Below are 21,027 nucleotides of genomic sequence, written 5' to 3'. Positions count from 1 at the left end.
TCCTTGTGGTGAGCGGCGTCGTACCGGGATGTGCGGCTTACTTGCCGCCCATGCCCATCAGACCGTTGATCAGCTGGCGCCGCGCGAACAGATACACGAGGAAGATCGGGAGGATGGACAGCACGACCGCGGTGAGCAGCGCCGGGGTGTCCACCCGGAACTCGCCGACGTAGTCGTACAGGCCCAGCGTCAGCAGCCGGTTGCTCTTGGACTGGGTGAGGATCAGCGGGAAGAGGAACCCGTTCCAGGCGTGCAGCGCGGACATCACCCCGACCGTGGAGATCCCGGACCGGGACAGCGGTACGACCAGCTGGAGCAGCACCCGGGTCGGGCTCGCGCCGTCCAGCGCCATCGACTCGTACAGCTCCTCGTCGATGTCGCGCATCGTGCCGACCAGGATCAGCACGCTGACGGGGAGGGAGAACGCGGCCGTCGGCAGGATGACGGCGAGGAGCGTGTCGTACAGCTGCAGCTTGGTGATGACCAGATAGATCGGGATGATCACCGCTTGGGAGGGGATCGCGAGCCCGAGCAGGAAGATCTGGAAGATCCGGCGGGAGGCGCGGCTGCGGGTGCGGACGACGCTGTAGCCGACGGTCACCGACAGCACGATCACGAGCGCCGCGCAGACGGCCGTGACCAGCGCGGTGTTCAGAAGGTACTGGGGGAAGCCGGAGTCCAGCACCCGCCGGTAGTTGGCGAAGGTGGGGCGGTCGGGCAGCGCCAGCGGGCCGTCGTCGATATAGCCGTCGCGGCTCTGGAAGGTGGCCGCGACCAGCACGTACAGCGGCAGGCCGACGATGCCCAGCCAGATGAGCGAGCCGAGCCCGGCGGCGTAGTTCCAGCGGGGCAGACCCCGGCGGCGGGGGCGGGGGTGAACCGCCGCCGGAGTCCTCTTCGGCGCATGGACGCCGTCTGTGGGACGTTCCGAGAGCACGTCGCTCACATTCCCTCCCGCGTGCTGCGCATCGCGGCGAAGCCGGTGAGCCGTACCAGCAGCAGGGAGACGGTGGTGGCGACGATCACCAGGATGGTCGCGAGGGCGCTGGCGTAGCCGAGGTCGAACGCCTTGAAGCCGTTGCTGTACATCAGGTACGGCAGGATCGTGGTGTCCGTGCCGGGGCCGCCCTTGGTGAGGATCAGGACGGTGTCGAAGAAGGTCAGCGCGCCCACCACCATGATCACCGACGAGGTGACGATGGTGTTCCGCAGCTGCGGGAGGGTGATCGAGAAGAACTGGCGTACGGCGCCGGCGCCGTCGATCGCCGCCGCGTCGTAGAGCGAGCGCGGGACGGCGCGGGCACCGCCCTGGTAGATCAGCGTGTGCAGCGGGATGAACTGCCACGCGGTGACGAAGAGGATCGCGCCGAACGCGCCCGTGGAACTGCCCAGCAGATCGCCGTCCGCGAAGCCGAGGGCCGGGCCGATGTCGGCGATCAGGCCGAAGTTCGGGTCCAGCAGCGACTTCCAGACCAGCGCGAGCGCGACGGACGACCCCAGCAGCGGCAGGAAGAAGATCGCCGACAGCACGGCCCGGTTGCGCTGCCGCCCGGCCGCCCAGACCCCGAGCAGCAGCGCCAGCGGGGTCTGGACCAGCCAGGTCAGTACGGTGAGGACGAGGCTGAGGCGGATGGCCTGGTGGGTGTCGGGGTCGTCCCACAGCCGGGTCCAGTTGCTGACACCGGTCCACTGCGGGGTGCCGATGCCGTCCCAGTCGGTGAAGGCCAGCGCGCCGACGAGGATCATGGGGGCGACGGCGAAGAAGACGAAGAACAGGGCGCCGGGCAGGGCCCAGGCGGCGCTCGGCCGCCCGACGCCCTTGTTCCCGGCCTTGGGTTCGGTGGCGGCCTTCGCCATCACATGCCCTTCAGGGCATCGACGAACGCGGTCGGGCTGAGCTGTCCGTTGAACAGCTTCTGGATGTTGGTGTGCAGGGGCGGCGTGTACTTGGCGGGCAGCGCCTGGTCCCAGGAGAGCGTGAAGTCCGGTGCCTCGCGCACCATGTCGTACTGGAACTTCGCATACGTGGGGTTCTCGTGGCCGTTCAGCAGCGAGGACGCGTCGGAGGTGGTGGGGACGTCGCCGTTGGCGATCAGCGCCTTGGCGTAGTCCTGTTTGGCCGCGAACTTCACGAAGTCGATCGCCGCCTGCTGCTTCTTGCCCTTCAGCTTTCCGCTGATCGACCAGTAGTTGGTCGGGTTGCCGACGACGTTCTTGGGGTCGCCGGTGCCGCCGGGGACGGCCGGGAAGGTGGTCCAGCCGAGGCCCGACTTGGCGAACTCGGGCTGGTTGGCCTTCTGGTTGGCGTACTCCCAGCTGCCCATGAGGTGCATCGCGGCCTTGCCCTTGGCGAAGTACGTGGACGCGCCGTCCGCCGTGTAGTTGACCGACTTGTAGTTCTTGCCGAACGCGCCGCGGTCCACCAGGTCCTTGATCGTCTGCGCCGTCTTCAGCACCGCGGGGTCGTCCCAGGCGGCGTTGCCCTCGCTCTGGATCTTCTTGAAGACCCCGGCCCCGCCGTAGCGGTCCACCAGGTACTCCACCCACATCATCTCGGTCCATGGGTCGGTACCGGCGACGACGAAGGGGGTGACGCCCTTGCCCTTGAAGGTGCCGATGAGCTTGATGATGTCGTTCCAGGACTTCGGGGGCTGGGCCCCCGCCTCCTTGAACACGTCCTTGTTGTAGAAGAGGATCACCGGCTGCATGCCGCGCATGGGGACGCCGTAATGCTTTCCGTTGATCGCGCCCGCGTCGAGGATCGAGGGGATGAACCCCTTCCGCAGCGACGGGTCCTTCTCCATCGCGGGACCGAGGTCGAGCAGCATGTCCTTCTCGACGAACTCGCTGATGCTGCCGCCGCCCCAGTTGAAGAACACGTCGGGGGCGTTGGGCGTGCCCATCGAGGTGCGCAGCTTGTCCGAATACCCGTCGCCGGGCACCTGGGTGAGCTTGACCTTCACCTTCGAGGTCTTGTTGAAGCGTGCGACGACGTCGCGCTGCACCTTGGTCGAGGGGTCCTGGTAGACCCAGACGCTGACCTCCCCCTCCCCTGACCCCCCGGGCCCACTGCTCCCGCAGCCGCTGAGCGTTCCCCCGATGGCGAGCGCGGCTGCCGCCGCGAGGCCCGTCGCACGGAGAGATGACCTTGACCGAGGTATGCGCATCGCGTGCCTTCCGGAAGTAGCCCGATAATTCTCGGAAGCGGTTGCGTGGACGGTATGGGGGCCCTGATGCGGTGTCAAGGTCCCCGACAGCCACCGGTTTTGTTCCCCCGCCCCGCCCCTTCCCGAACGGAGGCTCCGCCCCCGAACCCCCACCGGGGCTGCGCCCCCGGGCCCACGCCCCGAACGCCGCTGGGCTCCGCCCCGGGCCGCTGCCCCGGCTTTGTCCCCCGCCCCGCCCCTTCCCGCAGCATCGACATGCGGCTCCGCCGCGTGGCGGGCTCCGCCCCGGACCCCACGCCCGGGTCCCCCAGGGGCCCGCGCCCCGAGCCTCGCTGGGCCCACGTCCCGAACCTCGCTGGGGCTCCGCCCCGGCCCTCACCGGGGCTGCGCCCTCGGGCCCCGCCCTGGGGGCACGGCCCCCCAGCCGGGCTCACGCCCCGAACGCCGCTGGGCTCCGCCCCGGGCCCCTGCTGGGCCTGCGCCCCGAGCCTTGCCGGGCTCCGACTTGGGCCCGTGCTGGGCCCACGACCCCAAGCCTCGCTGGGCTCCGCCCCTGGCCCCCGCTGGGGGCTGGGCACCCGGGGTGTGGCGGGGCTGGGGTCTCGGCGCCTTGCCGGGGGGATGCCTCGGGCTCCTGCTGGGGCTGGTTTGCCAGGCCGAGTTGGGGGTGCGCTTCTCCCGACCGGTCCTGGGGGTCGCCGGGGGGCCGTGGGAAGCCAGCCCGTCCGGCGATTGAGGACCGGGGGCCGGGGCGGAGCCCGCCACGCGGCGGAGCCGCATGTCGATACTGAGGGAAGGGGCGGGGTGGGGGATTACGCCTTGGTCGGGGGAGCGGTGCTGGCGCGGACCACCAGTTGCGTGGCCAGCTCCACGCGAGGGGAGTCGATCTCCTCGCCGCGCGCCTGCCGCAGCACCGTGCGGGCCGCCAGCTTGCCCATGTCGGCCAGGGGCTGGCGGACCGTCGTCAGGGGCGGGGCCGACCAGCGGACCTCGGGGAGGTCGTCGAAGCCGACCACGCTCACATCCTCCGGCACCCGCAGCCCCCGCCGCCGCAGGGCCTCGATGGCGCCCAGGGCCATCTGGTCGCTGGAGGCGAAGACGGCGGTGGGCGGGGTGGGGGAGGCCATCAGCTGGTCGCAGCCGTGGAAACCGGATTCGTGGTAGAAGTCCCCCTGTGCGACGAGAGCTTGATCGAACGGAACCCCCGCCGCCTCCAGGGCCGCCCGGTGTCCGTCCAGCCGCGCCCGGCTGCACAGCAGCCGGGGCGGCCCGGCGATGAGACCGATCCGCCGGTGGCCCAGGCTCAGCAGGTGTTCGGTGGCGGCCATGCCGCCCGCCCAGTTGGTGGCCCCGACCGTGGGGGCGTCGAGGGCGGGGGAACCGGCCGGGTCGACGACCACGATGGGGACGTTCAGCCGCCGCAGCTCGGCGTGGACCACCGGCTCCAGGACGGACGTCACCAGGATCACCCCGTCCGAGGCGCGGGCCCGCAGGTTCTTCATCCACTGCCGGGCCGAGCCCGCCCGCCCGTGGATGGCGGAGACGACCGTACCGACCCCGTCCTGGTGCGCGATCTCCTCCACACCACGGATGATCTCCACGGCCCAGGGGCTGTCGAGGTCGTTGAAGACCAGGTCGACGAGGGCGGCGCGGTCGCCGGGGGCGGTCTGGCGGCGGCGGTAGCCATGGAGGCGTAGCAGGTCCTCGACCCGGGCCCGGGTCTCGGGGGAGACGTCCGACCGTCCGTTGACGACCCGCGAGACCGTGGGTACGGACACTCCGGCCTCCTGGGCGATGGCGGTGATCGTCACCTTGGGCCTGGTGCCGCCGTCGGGGCCCGCGCTCTCCGTAGCCATTTCCGCCTCCTCCGTTGACGGGCATCACGCCCGCCTCTAGCTTTCCGGTCGCACCCTCGGAACCTTGCAGAAGTCTTCCGGAAAACCGGATCAGACGTGAAGAGAAGAGAGGGACACTCCCATGAAGCTTCTGAGCTTACGTAGTGCCGCACTTGGCGCTACGGCGGCGCTCGCCGTCATCCTCACCGCGCCGTCCCAGACGGCGGCCGCCGCCAACCCCACCCTGCGCGAAGTCGCCGACCGCACCGGCCGCTTCGTCGGCACCGCCGTCAACGACGGCCGCCTCGGCGACGGCACCTACGCGAACATCGCCAAGAGCGAGTTCTCCAGCGTCACCGCCGAGAACGCCATGAAGTGGGGCTCGGTCGAGCCGAACCGCGGCCAGTTCAACTGGGCAGCCGCCGACCGCCTCGTCTCGTTCGCCCAGGCCAACCAGCAGAAGGTGTACGGCCACACCCTGGTCTGGCACAGCCAGATGCCGAACTGGCTGGCGAACGGCTCGTTCTCCAACACCGAGCTGCGCACCATCATGACCGGCCACGTCACCACCCAGGTCGCCCGCTACAAGGGCAAGGTCCAGCGCTGGGACGTGGTCAACGAGGCGTTCAACGAGAACGGCACCCTCCGCGCGTCCAAGTTCTACACCCAGCTCGGCCAGTCGTACATCGCCGACTCCTTCCGGGCCGCCCGCGCCGCCGACCCGAGCGCCAAGCTCTTCATCAACGACTTCAACACCGAGGGCACGAACGCCAAGAGCGACGCCCTCTACAACCTGGTCAAGTCGCTCAAGTCGCAAGGCGTGCCCATCGACGGCGTCGGCTTCCAGGCCCACCTCATCGTGGGCCAGGTGCCGTCCACGATGAAGGCCAACCTGCAGCGCTTCGCCGACCTCGGCGTGGAGGTCGTGATCAGCGAGCTGGACATCCGGATGACCACCCCCGCGGACGCCACCAAGCTCCAGCAGCAGGCCAACGACTACAAGTCGGTGGCCAGGACCTGCCTGGCGGTCGCCCGCTGCACCGGCATCACGGTGTGGGGCTTCGGCGACCGGGACTCCTGGGTGCCGGGCACCTTCCCCGGCCAGGGCGCGGCGAATCTGTACGACACCAACTACCAGCCCAAGCCCGCCTACAACGCCTTCCGCGACGGACTCGCCGGATCGTAGGGAGGACACGTACGCCATGAGACTCCACCCGCACGCGTTACGCAGAACCGCCCTGGGCCTGGCGGCCACCGGTGCGCTCCTGATCGGCCTCGCGACGCCCAGCGCCCTGGCCCAGGCCGCCGACCCCGTGCTGCGCGACCTCGCCGAGGCCAAGGGGAAGTACTACGGCACCGCCGTCACCGCGTCCAAGCTGACCGGCACGTACGCCGACATCGCGGGCTCCCAGTTCAACTCCATCACTCCCGGCAACGAGATGAAGTGGGAGTCCGTCGAGCCGAGTCGCGGCACGTACAACTGGTCCGGCGCGGACAGGATCGTCGACTTCGCCGAGGCGCACGACATGGAGGTACGCGGCCACACCCTGGTCTGGCACAGCCAGCTGCCGGGCTGGCTGACGAACGGCTCCTGGACCGCCGACCAGCTGCGCACCCTCATGACCGACCACATCACCGCCGAGGCCGGTCGCTACAAGGGCAGGATCAGCCACTGGGACGTGGTCAACGAGCCGTTCAACGAGGACGGCACCTTCCGTCAGTCGCTCTTCCACAGCAAGCTCGGGCCCTCGTACATCGCGGACGCGCTGCGCGCCGCCCGCGCCGCCGACCCGGACGCCAAGCTGTACCTCAACGACTACAACACCGACGGTCTCGGCGCGAAGAGCGACGGGATGTACAACCTGGTCAAGTCGCTGAAGGCGCAGGGCGTGCCGATCGACGGCGTCGGCTTCCAGGGCCACCTCATCCTCGGCCAGGTGCCGTCCACGATGAAGGCCAACCTGCAGCGCTTCGCCGACCTCGGTGTCGACGTGGCCGTCACCGAACTCGACATCCGGATGACGCTCCCGGCCACCGACGCCAAGCTGGCCCAGCAGAAGGCCGACTACCGGGCGGTCACCGACGCCTGCGTGGCCGTATCCCGCTGCAAGGGCGTCACCGCCTGGGGCTTCACTGATTCCGACTCCTGGATCCCGGACGTGTTCGAGGGCCAGGGCGCCGCCACCCCGTACGACGAGAACTACCGCCCCAAACCCGCCTACTACGGCATCGCCGAATCCCTCGGCTGGACCGGCGGCGGCGATCCCGGGCCTACCGGCAGCTGCACGGTCGGCTACACCGTCACCAGCCAGTGGAACACCGGCTTCACCGCGAACGTCACCGTCAAGAACACCGGATCGAGCCCGGTGGGCGGCTGGCAGGTGGCCTGGACCTACCCCTCCGGCCAGCGGGTGACCTCCGCGTGGAACGCCACCGTCACCCAGTCCGGCGCCCAGGTGACGGCCGCGAACGCCGCGTACAACGGCACCATCGGGGCCGGTGGCTCCGTGTCGTTCGGCTTCAACGGCACCTGGTCCGGCGCCAACACCGCGCCCGCCACGTTCACCTGCACCACGCGTTGAGCGCTTCCGCAGACGCCTGGACGGTGCGAGCCTCCGCCGTCCAGGCACCCCGCCGCCCCGAAAATCCCTCTCCTCTTCCGCGAACAACGCTGTTTCTGAGAACAACGCTGTAAGAAGTCGCGGCTCCCGGCCATTCCCAGGTGAGAGAGCCAAGATGAGGAGACGGCGCGTGACCGACGCCCAACGCTTCCGGGACCTGTACGAGGAGTGCCACCCCCGCGTGCTGGCCTACGCATCCAGCCTGGTGGGACGGCAGGTCGGTGAGGACATCACCAGTGAGACCTTCACCGTCGCCTGGCGCCGGATGCGGGACATCCCCGCGCCGCCGCTGCCGTGGCTGCTCGGCGTGGCCCGCAATCTGACCCGCGAGCTGCGCCGCCGCGACGGCAGACAGTACGCGCTGGCCGCCGAGGAGGCGCAGCGTCTGATCAGTTCGGGCGCCCAGGTCGGCGACGTGGCCGCCGATGTGACCGAACGCGCGGCGGCGCTGCAGGCCCTCGCCGGGCTGTCCGCCGCCGACCGCGAGCTGCTGACGCTGGTCGCCTGGCAGGGGCTCGGCCCCCGGCAGGCCGCACGCGTCCTCGGCTGCACCATCGCCACCTTCTCGGTGCGGCTGCACCGGGCCCGGCGGCGGCTGGAGCGGGCCGTGGACGCGGTCGGGCTCTCTCGTGACGCTCACCCGACAGTGACAGTGAAGGAGCACTGACATGGCACGCAAGCGGCCCGATGTCATGAAGACCCTGGCGGACGCGCGCCCCCCGGAGCTGGACCCCGACCAGTTGGCCGGTTCCGCGCGCGCCCGGCACGACCTGATCACCATCCTGGCCAGTACGCCGGAGACGCCCCAAGCCCACCGCCCCGCCCGGCCGTTCACCTGGCGCTGGGCGCTGTCTGTCGCGGTGGCGGCGTCCGTCGTCGGGGTGGTGGTGGCCCTGCCCGAGGGCGCCCGGAGCCCCGATGGTGCCCGCGCCTCCGCCACCCCCGCCACGGACGACTCCCCCCGGCACACCCCGGAGAACGGCCGTCTCGCGCTGCTGAACGTGGCCGCCCGGGCGGACCGCGCCGCGCACGAGGGCACGTACTGGCAGACGACCACGCGCTCGGCCTGGACCGGCGTCGTCGACCACTCCGGAACGGCCTTCGCGGTCCTCACCTCCGCGACGGACCAGCAGTCCATCGGCGTACGCCCCGGTACGGAGAGCCTGTGGATCTCCGGGCTGGAGGACCGCGTCGTACCCCGCACCGAGCGCGACGCGGCGCGCTGGCGGGCCGCCGGGTCACCGAAGGACGTGACGCTCGCCGCCGAGTCGGGCGGCAAGCTGGGCCTGCGGATGGACACCGGGTCGAAGCAGAAGCGGCCCACGGTGACCCGGACCAACCAGGGCGACCGGATCGCCTCGCTCGGCGCGCGCAATGTGACCTACGGGGACCTGAGGGAACTCCCCGGCGACAGCGCCAAGCTGAGGGCGGCGCTGGCCGACCTGTACGAGGCGGACCGGTACAGCGAGATCAAGGACCGCACCGAGTGGATGTGGCAGCAGGCGGCCGGGCTGATCCGGCTGCCGGTCAAGCCCGAGGTGCGGGCCGCCGCGTACCGCGTCATCGCGGAGCTGCCGGGCATCGCGTCGCTCGGCGAGGTGACCGACCCGACCGGCCGCAAGGGGATCGGCTTCGCCCTGCCCGCGACCGAGGGGACCGACTACGGGACGGCGCGCTCGGAGCTGATCGTGGACCCGGCGACCGGGGCCCTGCTGGCCGACCAGCAGCGCGTGATCAAGCCGAACGCGCAGGCCGCCGAGGCGGGGCTGACGGCGGGCACGGTGGTCGGCTACAACGCCACCGTCACGGCCGAGTGGACCGACCGGCAGCTGAGGACGCCATGAGCCGAGGCCCGGACGACGTGTGGGTCACCTCCGACGCCTCCACCGGCGGGGTGACGAAGCCGCTGCTCCACCACTAGAACGGCAGCGGCTGGACGGTCCGCGAGGTGCCCGTACCCGCCGCGTCCCCGACCGGCTGGACGGCCGGAATCCCCGTGGCCACCGGCCGTAACGCGGTCTCCATCGTGGGCGGCACCAACGAGGACACGCCCCGGGCCACCATGGCCGCCCGCTGGACGGGTAGGGAGTGGGCGGCGGAGGAGCTGCCCGCCGACGTCACCGAGCACAGCGAGATGTCCTCGGTGACCGGCATCGCCGGTGTCCCCGGGACGAACGGCGTGTTCGCCACGGGGCTGGCCGGATGCGCGGGCGACCCCGTCCAGTGCGGCCTGCTGGTCTCACGCTACCTGCGCTGACACCTGATCAGCGGTTCGCGTGGCATAGGCCTGGACGGTGACCGTCTCATCGTCCAGGCACCGCCCCGTCTCCAGGTCGAAGCGCTGCTTGAGCAGCGGCGAGGCCACGAACGGCCGCCCGTCCGCCGAGCCCAGCAGCCCCCGGGAGAGGACGTACGCGCCGGTGAACGGGTCGCGGTTGTCGATCGCGTACGGGCTGCCCGCCCGGTCCAGGAATACCGCCACCTGGCTGCCGTCCGGCAGCAGGGCGGCCACGCCACGGCCGGGGATGAGGTCGGTGAGGGCGCAGACCGCGAACCACCGCTGGTCGACGAGGAGTTCCACGCGGAGGTCGATCCGCTCGGGCGCCATGATCGTCGTCATCGTCATCGGCTGGAGGTCCCTTCGAGAGTGCGTGCGGTACGGACGGGGATGGTGGGGCCGGACAGCAGCGTCAGATCCGGCTTGACCTGGTCGCGCTCGGGCACGAAGGCGACGGTCGGGTCGGGCGACTCGGGCGCGTTGACGAAGGAGACGAACCGCCGCAGCCGCTCCGGGTCGTTGATGGTCTCGGCCCATTCGTCGCGGTAGCCCGCCACATGGTCGGCCATCAGCGCCTCCAGCTCGGCGCACAGCCCCAGCGAGTCGTGGACCACCACGTCCCGTACGTGGTCCAGGCCGCCCTCGATCCGCTCCAGCCAGGCCGAGGTGCGCTCCAGCCGGTCCGCGGTGCGGATGTAGAACATCAGGAAGCGGTCGATGAGCCGGATCAGGCCCTCGTCGTCCAGGTCCTGGGCGAGCAGATCGGCGTGGCGCGGCTCGGCGCCGCCGTTGCCGCCGACGTACAGGTTCCAGCCGTTGGAGGTGGCGATGATGCCGAAGTCCTTGCCGCGCGCCTCGGCGCATTCGCGGGCGCACCCGGAGACGGCCGACTTCAGCTTGTGCGGGGAGCGCAGGCCCCGGTAGCGCAGCTCCAGGTCGATGGCCATGCGTACCGAGTCCTGGACGCCGTAGCGGCACCAGGTCTGGCCCACGCAGGACTTCACGGTGCGCAGCGCCTTGCCGTACGCGTGGCCGGATTCGAACCCGGCGTCCACCAGCTTGGACCAGATGACCGGGAGCTGGTCCACTCGGGCGCCGAAGAGGTCGATCCGCTGACCGCCGGTGATCTTCGTGTAGAGGCCGAAGTCCCGGGCGATCTCGCCGATGACGATCAGCTTCTCGGGGGTGATCTCACCGCCGGGGATGCGCGGCACGATCGAATACGACCCGTTGCGCTGGAGGTTGGCCAGGAAGTGGTCGTTGGTGTCCTGCAACGCGGCCTGTTCGCCGTCCAGGACGTAGCCGCTGGCGCCGAGCGTCGGGGCGAGCGAGGCGATGATCGAGCCGATGGTCGGCTTGCACACCTCGCAGCCGTCGCCGCCGCGCGCCTCCTCGCGGCCGTGGCCCTCCAGCAGTTGCGCGTAGGTGGTGATGCGCAGGGTGCGGACGATCTCGTACAGCTCGGCGCGGGTGTAGCCGAAGCAGCCGCACAGCCCCTTGTCGACGCTGACCCCGCTCGCCTCCAGCTCGTCGTTGACGAGCGTGGTGAGCGTCTTGACGCAACTGCCGCAGCCGGTGCCCGCCTTGGTGCACTTCTTCACCTCGGGCACGGTGACGCACTCGTGCTCGGTGACCGCCGAGCGGATCGAGCCCTTGGTGACGTTGTGGCAGCTGCAGATGACCGCCTCGTCGGGCAGCGCGGACGGGCCGAGCGCGGCGGGCGCGCCGAGCCCGGCGGGCAGTACCAGCTGCTCGGGCGCGACGGGCGGCACGGAACCGGTCAGCGGCCGCAGCATGCCGTAGGCGTCGGCGTCGCCGACCAGCACCCCGCCGAGCAGTTCGCCGCCCGCGCCGACCACCAGCTTCTTGTAGACGCCCGCGCGGGAGTCGGAGTAGACGACGTCGAGACAGCCCTCGGCGGTGCCGTGGGCGTCACCGAAGGACGCCACGTCCACGCCGAGCAGCTTGAGCTTGGTGGAGGTGTCGGCGCCGGTGAAGCCCTCGCAGCCCACCTCGGCCAGGTCGTTGGCGACGGTCTGCGCCATCTCGTACCCGGGCGCGACCAGCCCGTAGACCTTGCCGTCGGCGGTCAGCGCGCATTCGCCGATCGCGTACACCGCCGGATCGCTGGTGCGGCACCGCTCGTCGACCGCGATGCCGCCGCGCTCGCCGACGGTCAGGCCGCAGTCGCGGGCGAGCTGGTCGCGGGGGCGCACCCCGGCCGAGAAGATCACCAGGTCGGTGTCGATGGACGAACCGTCCGAGAGCGCCATGGCGGTCACCGCGCCGTTCGTGTCGGCGGTGATCTCCTTGCCGCCGACGCCGGTGTGCACGATCAGCCCCATGTCCTCGACGGTGCGGCGCAGTGCCGCGCCACCGCCGTCGTCCACCTGGAGCGCCATCAGCCGCGCGTTGAACTCCACGATGTGCGTGGTCAGCCCGAGCCCCTTGAGCGCGCCCGCCGCCTCCAGGCCGAGCAGCCCGCCGCCGACCACGGTGCCGGTCGCCCGGTCCTTGGCGTACTCCTCGATCGCCAGCAGATCGTCGACGGTGCGGTAGACGAAGCAGCCCTCGCTGTCCTTGCCGGGCACCGGCGGGACGAACGGGTACGAGCCGGTGGCCAGCACCAGCGTGTCGTACGGGACGGTCAGCCCGGAGCGCGCGGTGACCGTGCGCGCCCCCCGGTCGATGGTCTCGGCCGGGTCGCCCAGATGCAGCTCGATGCCGTGCCGCTCCATGAAGCCGTCCTCGACCATGGACAGATCGTCCGCGGTCCGGCCGGAGAAGTACGAGGTCAGCTGCACCCGGTCGTACGCGGGCCGGGGCTCCTCGCACAGCACGACGACCCGGGCGCGCGTCGTCACGCCCCGGTCGGCCAGGGCCTCCAGGAAGCGCTGGCCGACCATGCCGTGCCCGACGAGCACGATCGTGGGGGCGGTCTCGGTCTTCGGTGCGCTCTTCGTCATGCCAGGAAGCGTGCGGGAGCGCTGTTTCCCGACCGCATCACCATCGTTTCCCGGACGCAACGCTGCCCTCAGCGCGCCCCCGCAGTGACTGTGAGCCCCGGGGGAGCCCTACCGCAGCGTGATCGGCAGCTTCTGCGGGCTGTTGCCGACGAAGCTCCGGTGCGGCACCAGCTCATCGTCCGGGACCGCCAGGTCGAGGCCGGGGAAGCGGGTGAAGAGCGCTTCGAGGGCGATCACGGCCTCCATCCGGGCCAGCGGGGCGCCCAGGCAGAAGTGGGCGCCGTGGCCGAAGGACAGATGGCGCGCCGCCCGGGTCACCACGAACCGGTCCGCGTCCGCTCCGTACTCCCGCTCGTCGCGCCCGGCGGCGGTGTACGAGACGAGCACGGGCGCGCCCTTCGGGATCACCGCGTCGCCGACGGGGAGGTCCCGGGTGGGGTAGCGGAACGGGAAGTAGCTCACCGGGCTGTCGTACCGCAGCGTCTCCTCGACCACGTCGTCCCAGCTCGCGGCCCCGGAGCGGACCAGCTCCAGCTGATCGCGGTGGTTGCACAGGGCCCGCACCGCGTTGGTGATCAGGTTGAGGGTGGTCTCGTGTCCGGCGATGATCGTCAGCATCAGGGTGCCGATCAGCTCCTCCTCGCTGAGCCGGTCCCCGTCTTCCGCGCGGGTCGCGATCAGCGCGCTGGTCAGGTCGTCCCCCGGGTCCTTCATCCGGGCCGCCGCCACCTGGCCGAGAATCGCCACCATCTCGCGGTTGGCCGCCGGGACCCGCTCGGGGGCGGTGGCGGTGGAGACGATCTCGTTGGACAGCTCGTGCAGCCGGTCCTGGTGCGCCGCGTCGACGCCCAGCAGCTGGGAGATCACGCTCATCGGCAGCGGCAGCGCGAAGTGGCGGCGCAGATCGGCCACCCCGTCCGGGTCCGCGTCGGCGGCCTCGGCGAGCCGGTCCAGCAGCGTGCCGGTCAGCTCGTGGACGACCGGACGCAGCGCCTCCATCCGGCGCGGGGTGAACGCCCGGGTCACCAGCGACCGCAGCCGCTTGTGGTCGTCGCCGTCGGCGGTGGTCATGCCGGGCACGGTGGCGAAGGTCAGCATCGGCCACCCGGCCGGGATCCCGCCGCTCTGGAGGGCGGCGAAGTGGCGGGCGTTCTTGGCCACGTCGGGGTGGGCGAGGAAGCCCTTCAGCTCCTCGTGCCGGGTGACGGCGTACGCCGGTACGTCACCGGGCAGCAGGACCGGGACCGCGGCCCCCCGGGCGCGTAACCCGGCGTTGACCGCGTGCTGGTCGTCGGGCTCCAGCCGGTGCGGCGTCGCGGGGCCGTCATGCGCTACGTCGTGCGGTACGGGGTCGTCGTGCGCCACGGGGCAGCGGCCGTCGGTCATCTGCGGTCTCCTGGAGGCGAGTCGGGTCTCTGGGGCGATGGCGGAGATGGCGGCGATGGCGCCGGGGCCTCGGCGGCGAGCTGCGGTGCGGAGAACCGCACGGGCAGCCCGGCCAGCCCCTTGGACCAGGGCGAGGTGACCCACGGAAGCTCTTCCTCCGGCACCGCGATCTCCAGATCGGGCAGCCGGTGGCGGAGCGTGTCCACGGCGGTACGGGTGATCAGCCGGGCCGGATCGCGCGCCGGGCAGGTGTGCGGTCCCGCGCCGAACGCCAGGTGCGAGCGGTTGCCCACCACCGGCCGCCCGTCCTCGGGCAGCACCTCCGGATCGGCGTTCGCCCCGGCAAGACCGAGGATCAGCATGTCCCCGGCCCGGACGTCCTGTCCGCCGAGGCGCAGATCCCGGGTGGCGTAGCGGCCGGGGAAGTTCTGGGTGGGCGGCTGGCGCCACAGCACCAGGTCGAGCGCGTCGTCCACGGTGAGATGGCCCCGGGCCAGCGAGGAGCGGAACGCGGGATCGGTGAGCAGGATCTGCGTGGTGGAGGCGATCCAGTTCACGGTGGTCTGGTTGCCCGCGACGATGATCACCACCAGGTTGTGCAGCACCTCCTCGTCGCTCAGCCCGACCGGGTGCTCCAGCAGCCAGGAGGTGAGGTCCGCGCCCGGCCGCTGCTTCTTCCAGGCGATCAGGTCCAGCAGGATGCGGCCCATCCGCTTGTTGGCGCCGGTGGCGGCCACGGTGGGCGCGACGATGGTGGCGATCGCGTCGACCAGGCGTGGCCCGCTCTCCGCGTCAAGACCCAGCAGCTCGGTGACCACCTGCAGCGGCAGGACGCGCGCGTACTGCGCGACCAGGTCGGCCCGGTGCTGATCGGCGAACCCGGCGACCAGCCGCTCCGCGGTGGCCCGCACCGTACGGATCAGCTCGTGCCCGTTGACCCGGCCCAGCGCGTCGGCCACCGCCGAGCGCATCCGGCGGTGCTGCGCGCCGTCCGCGAACAGCAGCGCGGGACGCCAGCCCACCAGCGGCATCAGCGGCGAATCAGGTGGCACCCGGCCGTCGCGCAGCGGCGTCCAGCGGCGCGGGTCGTGCGAGAAGTACTGCTCGTCGCGGGTGAGATGGAGCAGCTCACGGTGGCCGATGACGAGCCACGCCTCGATCCCGGGCGCGATCTCGACCGGCACCACATTGCCGTGGTCGCGGCGCATCCGCTCGTACAGCTCGGTCAGCGGCCCGTCCAGCGCCGTCCCGTACAGCGGCACGCGGGTGGTGGCCGTACCGGTTGGGCGCGCGGTCGTCACGGCGCCTCCGTGACGGACTCGATGAGATGGCTCACCAGCGAGATCAGCGCCTTGACCGACGAGGTGTGCTCGCGCGCGTCACAGATGACCAGCGGGGTGTGGGGGAGCAGATCCAGCGCCGAGCGCAGATCGTCCTCGCTGTGCAGCACGCTGTCCGGGAAGGAGTTGACGGCCACCGAGAACGGGACGTCCAGGTCCTCCAGGTGGCCGATGGCGTCGAACGACGCCTCCAGATCGCGGGTGTCGACCAGCGCCAGCGCGCCCAGGGCGCCGCGCGCCAGGTCCTTCCACGCGGGGAGGAAGCGCTGCTGGCCGGGGGTGCCGAAGAGGTACAGGACCAACTCGCCGCCCAGCGTGATCCGTCCGAAGTCCAGCGCGACGGTGGTGGTGGACTTCGTCGGCCGCACCGGCATGTCCAGCCGGGCACCCGCCCGGCTCATGGTCGCCTCGGTGGACAGCGGCTTGATCTCCGAGACCGTGCCGATCAGCGTGGTCTTGCCGACCCCCATCGGCCCGACGACCAGGATCTTCGCCGCGCCGGACACGCTGGGCTGCACGTACATGACCGTCGCGTCGTCCATGTCGTGGGTGTCATCCCTGTTGTCGTCCACGATCTCAGAGCTTGCTTTCAAGCCCATCGAGCACCTTCCTCAGCAAGTCCATATCGGCGCGCTCGGCCACCCGGATGGGCGGGCGCGCCACGATGTGCCCCCAGTCGATGAGATCGGCGAGCAGCACCTGCACCACGGCCGGTGGCTGGCCGAGGTGAGCGGCGACCTCCGCCACCGACAGCAGCCCCTGACAGCAGCGGACGATCCGCCGGTACTCGGGCTGGAGGGTCGGGGGCAGCGCGCTTCCGGAGGCCTTCACCAGCGTCTCCAGCGGCAGAGCATCCCGTGAGGAACCCGCGCGCCCTCGTGTGATCACGTATGGGCGCACCGCAGCGGTGGTTCGTTCCTCCCCGGGGTCGGTCATGGCGCGCTGATCTGCTCCCGTGGCCGACTGCTCAGATGGGCGCCGATTCTCGCCACCAGCACTTGCATCTGCTGGGCCACCAGCCCGACATCCGCCTCGGTGCCGGTGGCAACCCCGAGCGAGGCGCCCTGACCGGCCGAGGTGAACAGCACGAATCCGCCGTCCGACTCGATCATCAGCTGTCTCACCCCCGCCTCCTCGCCGAACAGCAGCGACACCGTGGACTGGCTGGTCACCGTCAGCGCCGCGCAGGCCGCGGCCAGCGACTCGGCCTCGGCGACGCCCAGTTCGGGGACCTCTCCCGTCAGTCCCTCGGCGGAGCCGTGCCCCATGCGCAGACCGTCCTCCGAGACGACGACGGCGTGCCGCACCCCCGCGATCTGGGTCAGGGGACGCAGCATCCATCCAACGTCGGGCAGTCTGGATATGGTTCCGGCCACTACCGGCCTCCTTCTCGATCCTCGTGATCTTCACGGTCCCGGTCCCGGTCGTGCTCCGGGACGCGCACCCGGTCATGGCCCCCGTCCTCCCCGGCCTGCGCCGCCTCGGCCCGCCCGCGTCGGGTGCCGGACACCACGCTCGCGATGGAGGCCCGCGCGGCATCGGGGGACCACGCGCCGGGGTCCGGGGCGGCGGGGCCCGGGGTTCCGGGGTCCGGGGCGCCGGGGTCGGGGGCGGCTGCACGAGAGGCGTCGCGCGGTGTCGTACGGCGCCGGTTGCGGCGCTGCGGAAGGCCGCCGACGGCCGGGGCGGGGGCGTCCCCGGCCGGGTCCCGGTCGGCGCGCTCCGCCGCCACCGGCTCGATGACCACCGGCTCGGCGTCCGCCCTGGGGGCGCTGTCCAGCGGCTCGGTCAGCAGCCGGTGCGGTACGAAGACCACGACCCGGGTCCCGCCGTACGCCGAGGCCGTCGACAGCTCGACGCCGAACCCCAGCTCCCGCGACCAGCGCCCGACACACGCGAGCCCCAGCCGTGGGACCGCTCCCAATTGGGCGAGATCCAGTCCCTCGCGCAGCTGCCCGGTGGCCTGCTCCAGCACGTCCAGCGGCATGCCGAGCCCCGCGTCGTCGATCTCGATGACCGCGCCCGCCGCCACCTCCCGGACGGAGACGGCCACCTGGGTGCGGGACGGCGAGAACACCGTCGCGTTCTCCAGCAGTTCGGCGACCGCGTGCATCAGCCCCTCGACGGCCGGTGCCACCGCGTACAGCGACTGCCCGCCGTGCACCTCCACCCGCCCGAACTCCACGATCCGCGACTGGGCGCCGCGTACGCAGTCGAAGAGCGTCACCGGCCGGGTCTCCCGCCGGGCGGGCCAGATCCCGCACATCACCAGCAGGGTCTGCGCCTTGCGGGTCATCTGGGCGGCGGCGTGGTCGGCCTTCATCACCTCGGCCATCAGCCGCGCGTCGGCCACGTGCTGCTCCAGGCCGTCGAGGACCTGCTGCTGCACGGTCGACATGGCGTGCATGTTGCGGGCGACGGACTCGAACGACGCCTGAACGGAGTCGCGCAGCATCCGCTCGCGGCGGGCCGCCTCGTCCAGCTCCGCCCGTACGGCAGCCAGCCGGGTGATCTCCTCGGCGCGCTCGGCGGCGCGGGCCCGCTCCCGCTCGGCGGTCGCGCGCTCCTGCCCGGCGACCTCGCGCTCCCGCAGTGTCGCGGCCTCGGCCCGGGCGACGGCTCTGCGCAGTCTGGAGACCCACAGCAGCCCCAGGAGCAGCACCAGCACCAGAGCGACGGACAAGGCCACGATGACGGCCACCGTCCCCGACAGCACCTTTGACACCTCCATCCGGGACACGGCCATGAACCGGGCAGATACTACTCATCAACTGATCAGTTGCGTCTGGTAGTTGCCAAACTCTCACCCGTGACGGATGACGCCTTCACAGCGGCCCGAAGTTGCGGTAGGCGCGACCGCCTTCAGGGCCCGGCCGAGCCCGCCCGAGCCCGCCTCGTAGGCTCCCCGTCATGCCTGACATACCGCTGATGACGTTGCTCCTGCTCTGCCTGGCGGCGGGAGCGGCGGGCTGGATCGACGCCGTGGTGGGCGGCGGGGGACTGCTGCTGCTCCCCGCCCTGCTGGTCGGGCTGCCGGGCCTCCCGCCCACGTTCATCCTCGGCACCAACAAGGCCATCGCCATCTGCGGTACGACAGGCGCCGCCGTCACCTATACCCGCAAGGCCCCGGTGGACGTCCGGATGGCCGTACGCATCGGCGTCGCGGCCGCCATCGGCTCGCTCGCGGGGGCCGTCCTCGCCTCCGGTATCGACAGCGCCGTCCTGCGCCCCCTCATCATGGTCGTCCTGCTGGCGGTGCTCGCGTTCGTCCTGCTGCGCCCCGCCTTCGGCGCCGCTCCCGCCCTCGCGGGTCCGCTCTCCCGCCACCGCGTCCTCACGGCGGTGCTGGGCGTGGGTCTTGGCATCGGCTTCTACGACGGTCTGTTCGGGCCGGGCACCGGCACGTTCCTGGTCATCGCGCTGGCCGCGACGCTGGGCACGGACCTGGTGACGTCCTCCGCCACCGCGAAGGTCGTCAACGTCTGCACGAACCTGGGCGCGCTGGTGACCTTCGGCTCCCAGGGCAGGGTGCTGTGGGGCCTGGCCGCACTGCTGGCCTGTTTCAACCTGACGGGCGCCATGGTGGGCGCGCGGATGGCGCTGAAGCGCGGGACCGGCTTCGTGCGCGGGGTGCTGGTGGTGGTCGTGGTCTCGCTGGTGGTCAAGCTCGGCTACGACCAGTGGGTGGCCTGAGGCGCCCGTCTTCACCCGCCTCTTCACCTGCGTCTTCACCGGCGCGGCTCCCAGCGGAAGAGCCGGGACGCCAGCCCGACGGCGACCAGGACCCAGCTCAGCGTGGGCACCAGCAGCACCAGGGAGTCCGACACGGCGGTGCCGCCATCCCAGGCGTTCACCACCAGCTCGGTGGCCGAGCCGCCGGGAAGCAGCCGCTTGAGCACGGTGAGGTCCTCGCTGCCGCTGATCCCCACCCAGCTGGCGACGGCGATGGTGCCGAGGCTGACGGGCAGGGTGGTCACCTGGGCGTGCTCGGGGGAGTTCGTCAGCCCGGCGGTGGCGAGCCCCAGGCCCAGCATCATGATCACGATCGAGAGGACGGCCGCCACCAGCAGCAGCACCTGGGCGGGCTTGCCGCTGACCGCGCCCAGCACACCCAGGATCACCGCGACCTGGACCAGCGTCATGACCGTGACCGGCAACAGCAGCCCGGAGAGGACGCTGGTGTCATCGGCGGCGGTGGAGCGCAGCCGCTTGAGGAAGAGGTTCTGGCGGCGCGAGGCCAGCGTGGTCACCGTGGTCGTGTAGAGCCCGAACGCCCCCACGGTGAACACCACCACCGCCGCGATGTATCCCAGACCGTACAGGTCCGCGAAGATCTCGTGCCGGTAGAGGAAGAACGCGCTGACCGCTGCGGGCATGATGAGGCTGGTGACCAGAACGAGCCGGTTCCGGAAGAGCTGAATCAGCTCACTGAGGGCGATGGAGAGCATGGCGGGGGTTCCTTTTCGGGGACTTCTTGGTTCGGGGCGTTCTGGTTTTCGGGGAGTTCCGGGGCGATTCAGTCGCTGCCGATGGAGCGGAAGACGTCGTCGAGCCGGGTCGGCCCCGCTTCGAGGTCGTGCAGCTCCACCGCCTGCTCCTGCGCCCACTGGAGCAGGGTGTGCAGATCCTTCTGGAGGCGATGGGTCTCGATGAGCACCTTCCCGTCGCTCCCGCGCGTGGCGTCCAGCGGAAGCGACGCCCCGGGAGCCGGAAGGTTCGGAAGGGTGAAGCGGATCGTGCCCGGCAGCGTCCGCGTCAGCTCGGAGACGGTCCCCTCCATGCGGAACGCCCCCTTGTGCATGAGGCCGACGCGGTCGGCCCGCGCCTGGGCCTCTTCCAGGTAGTGCGTGGTGAGGACGATGGTGGCGCCGCCCTCGCGCAGCTTGTCCACGGCGTCCCAGAGGGCGTCCCGGGACTGGATGTCCAGGCCGGTCGTGGGCTCGTCCAGGAAGATCAGCTCCGGGGTGCCGTACACGGCCGTGGCGAAGTCCAGACGGCGCTTCTCACCGCCGGAGAGCTGGGACACCTTGGTGCGGGCCTTGTGGGTTAGGCCGACGATGCCGAGCACGCGCCCGATCTCGTCCGTGCGCCGGGTGAGCTTGCCTATCAGCCGGACCGATTCCCGCACCGTCAGGTCTGGCGAGAACCCGCTCTCCTGCAGCATGACGCCCATCCGGGGCCGCACGGCGGGACGGTCGTGCGGGCTGCGCCCGAAGACCCGTACGGAACCTGAGGTGGCCGTGCGGTGGCCCTCGATGGTCTCCAGGGCCGAGGTCTTGCCCGCCCCGTTCGTGCCGAGCAGCGCGTAGAACTCCCCGGGCCACACCTGGAAGGACAGGTCCTTCACGGCGTGGAAGTCGCCGTAGGTGACATTCAGGCTGTCGACGTCGATGACTGGTGTCGTGTGCATACGCCGATTTCAGCCGACGTCCCA

Annotated in this window: 20 protein-coding genes; 6 read left to right on the top strand and 14 right to left on the bottom strand. The window is 71.3% G+C overall.

Translation table 11 applies throughout. The annotated features are described in order from the left end of the window. Positions 1-37: 37 nt before the first annotated feature. The 4 genes from ACFV9T_RS01115 to ACFV9T_RS01100 form a co-directional block, all read right to left on the bottom strand. Entirely contained in the window at positions 38-946 is a 909-nt protein-coding gene (locus tag ACFV9T_RS01115) for a carbohydrate ABC transporter permease (RefSeq protein ID WP_385435980.1), read from the bottom strand. Then, positions 943-1,857 carry a carbohydrate ABC transporter permease gene (locus tag ACFV9T_RS01110; RefSeq protein ID WP_385435979.1) on the bottom strand — a complete coding sequence of 305 codons (915 nt, stop codon included), beginning with the start codon at positions 1,855-1,857 and terminating at the stop codon, positions 943-945. The genes ACFV9T_RS01115 and ACFV9T_RS01110 overlap by 4 nt, the downstream gene beginning before the upstream one ends. Beyond that, a complete protein-coding gene (locus ACFV9T_RS01105; RefSeq protein ID WP_385435978.1) occupies positions 1,857-3,167 on the bottom strand; it encodes an ABC transporter substrate-binding protein in 1,311 nt (436 codons plus the stop codon). The genes ACFV9T_RS01110 and ACFV9T_RS01105 overlap by 1 nt, the downstream gene beginning before the upstream one ends. Positions 3,168-3,979: 812 nt before the next feature. Continuing rightward, complete coding sequence (locus ACFV9T_RS01100; protein WP_385435977.1) at positions 3,980-5,023, bottom strand: LacI family DNA-binding transcriptional regulator; 1,044 nt, start codon at positions 5,021-5,023, stop codon at positions 3,980-3,982. 121 nt (positions 5,024-5,144) lie between these two features. Here ACFV9T_RS01100 and ACFV9T_RS01095 point away from each other — a divergent pair, with 121 nt between their 5' ends. The 5 genes from ACFV9T_RS01095 (at position 5,145) to ACFV9T_RS01075 (ending at position 9,880) form a co-directional block, all read left to right on the top strand. Further along, positions 5,145-6,188, top strand: a complete 1,044-nt coding sequence (locus tag ACFV9T_RS01095; RefSeq protein ID WP_385435976.1) for an endo-1,4-beta-xylanase — start codon at positions 5,145-5,147, stop codon at positions 6,186-6,188. 16 nt (positions 6,189-6,204) lie between these two features. Beyond that, positions 6,205-7,584 carry an endo-1,4-beta-xylanase gene (locus ACFV9T_RS01090; RefSeq protein WP_385435975.1) on the top strand — a complete coding sequence of 460 codons (1,380 nt, stop codon included), beginning with the start codon at positions 6,205-6,207 and terminating at the stop codon, positions 7,582-7,584. Between the two features lie 169 nt (positions 7,585-7,753). Continuing rightward, entirely contained in the window at positions 7,754-8,290 is a 537-nt protein-coding gene (locus ACFV9T_RS01085; RefSeq protein WP_385435974.1) for an RNA polymerase sigma factor, read from the top strand. 1 nt (position 8,291) lies between these two features. After that, positions 8,292-9,467: a CU044_5270 family protein gene (locus ACFV9T_RS01080; protein ID WP_385435973.1), complete on the top strand. Its 1,176-nt coding sequence runs from the start codon at positions 8,292-8,294 to the stop codon at positions 9,465-9,467. Positions 9,468-9,571: 104 nt separating this feature from the next. Continuing rightward, entirely contained in the window at positions 9,572-9,880 is a 309-nt protein-coding gene (locus ACFV9T_RS01075) for a hypothetical protein (RefSeq protein ID WP_385435972.1), read from the top strand. Here ACFV9T_RS01075 and nirD read toward each other — a convergent pair. From nirD to ACFV9T_RS01035, 8 genes are all read right to left on the bottom strand, one after another. Continuing rightward, a complete protein-coding gene (gene nirD, locus ACFV9T_RS01070; protein WP_385435971.1) occupies positions 9,863-10,249 on the bottom strand; it encodes a nitrite reductase small subunit NirD in 387 nt (128 codons plus the stop codon). The two genes, ACFV9T_RS01075 and nirD, sit on opposite strands and share 18 nt — an antisense overlap. Then, positions 10,246-12,867 (bottom strand): nitrite reductase large subunit NirB, encoded by a 2,622-nt coding sequence (nirB, locus tag ACFV9T_RS01065; protein WP_385435970.1) that lies wholly within the window; start codon positions 12,865-12,867, stop codon positions 10,246-10,248. The genes nirD and nirB overlap by 4 nt, the downstream gene beginning before the upstream one ends. 108 nt (positions 12,868-12,975) lie before the next feature. After that, positions 12,976-14,253 carry a cytochrome P450 gene (locus tag ACFV9T_RS01060; protein WP_385435969.1) on the bottom strand — a complete coding sequence of 426 codons (1,278 nt, stop codon included), beginning with the start codon at positions 14,251-14,253 and terminating at the stop codon, positions 12,976-12,978. Continuing rightward, positions 14,250-15,554: a cytochrome P450 gene (locus ACFV9T_RS01055; RefSeq protein ID WP_385435968.1), complete on the bottom strand. Its 1,305-nt coding sequence runs from the start codon at positions 15,552-15,554 to the stop codon at positions 14,250-14,252. The genes ACFV9T_RS01060 and ACFV9T_RS01055 overlap by 4 nt, the downstream gene beginning before the upstream one ends. Continuing rightward, positions 15,551-16,186 carry an ATP/GTP-binding protein gene (locus ACFV9T_RS01050; protein ID WP_385435967.1) on the bottom strand — a complete coding sequence of 212 codons (636 nt, stop codon included), beginning with the start codon at positions 16,184-16,186 and terminating at the stop codon, positions 15,551-15,553. The genes ACFV9T_RS01055 and ACFV9T_RS01050 overlap by 4 nt, the downstream gene beginning before the upstream one ends. After that, positions 16,170-16,529 (bottom strand): DUF742 domain-containing protein, encoded by a 360-nt coding sequence (locus ACFV9T_RS01045; RefSeq protein WP_385435966.1) that lies wholly within the window; start codon positions 16,527-16,529, stop codon positions 16,170-16,172. Before ACFV9T_RS01045 ends, ACFV9T_RS01050 begins: the two co-directional genes overlap by 17 nt. Further along, a complete protein-coding gene (locus ACFV9T_RS01040) occupies positions 16,526-16,969 on the bottom strand; it encodes a roadblock/LC7 domain-containing protein (protein ID WP_385435965.1) in 444 nt (147 codons plus the stop codon). The genes ACFV9T_RS01045 and ACFV9T_RS01040 overlap by 4 nt, the downstream gene beginning before the upstream one ends. Then, positions 16,969-18,309, bottom strand: a complete 1,341-nt coding sequence (locus tag ACFV9T_RS01035) for an ATP-binding protein (protein ID WP_385435964.1) — start codon at positions 18,307-18,309, stop codon at positions 16,969-16,971. The genes ACFV9T_RS01040 and ACFV9T_RS01035 overlap by 1 nt, the downstream gene beginning before the upstream one ends. 194 nt (positions 18,310-18,503) lie before the next feature. Between ACFV9T_RS01035 and ACFV9T_RS01030 the strand changes: the two genes are divergently transcribed. Continuing rightward, positions 18,504-19,286, top strand: a complete 783-nt coding sequence (locus ACFV9T_RS01030; RefSeq protein WP_385435963.1) for a sulfite exporter TauE/SafE family protein — start codon at positions 18,504-18,506, stop codon at positions 19,284-19,286. Between the two features lie 35 nt (positions 19,287-19,321). Here ACFV9T_RS01030 and ACFV9T_RS01025 read toward each other — a convergent pair whose 3' ends face one another. Both ACFV9T_RS01025 and ACFV9T_RS01020 read right to left on the bottom strand, forming a co-directional pair. Then, positions 19,322-20,041: an ABC transporter permease gene (locus ACFV9T_RS01025; RefSeq protein ID WP_385435962.1), complete on the bottom strand. Its 720-nt coding sequence runs from the start codon at positions 20,039-20,041 to the stop codon at positions 19,322-19,324. Between the two features lie 68 nt (positions 20,042-20,109). Further along, entirely contained in the window at positions 20,110-21,003 is an 894-nt protein-coding gene (locus tag ACFV9T_RS01020; protein ID WP_385435961.1) for an ABC transporter ATP-binding protein, read from the bottom strand. Positions 21,004-21,027: the final 24 nt, after the last annotated feature.

Source organism: Streptomyces sp. NPDC059850 (assembly GCF_042731515.1).
Lineage (GTDB): Bacteria > Actinomycetota > Actinomycetes > Streptomycetales > Streptomycetaceae > Streptomyces.
The sequence above is the reverse complement of the archived record's forward strand: the minus strand, read 5'-3'. Positions and strand labels throughout refer to the sequence as shown.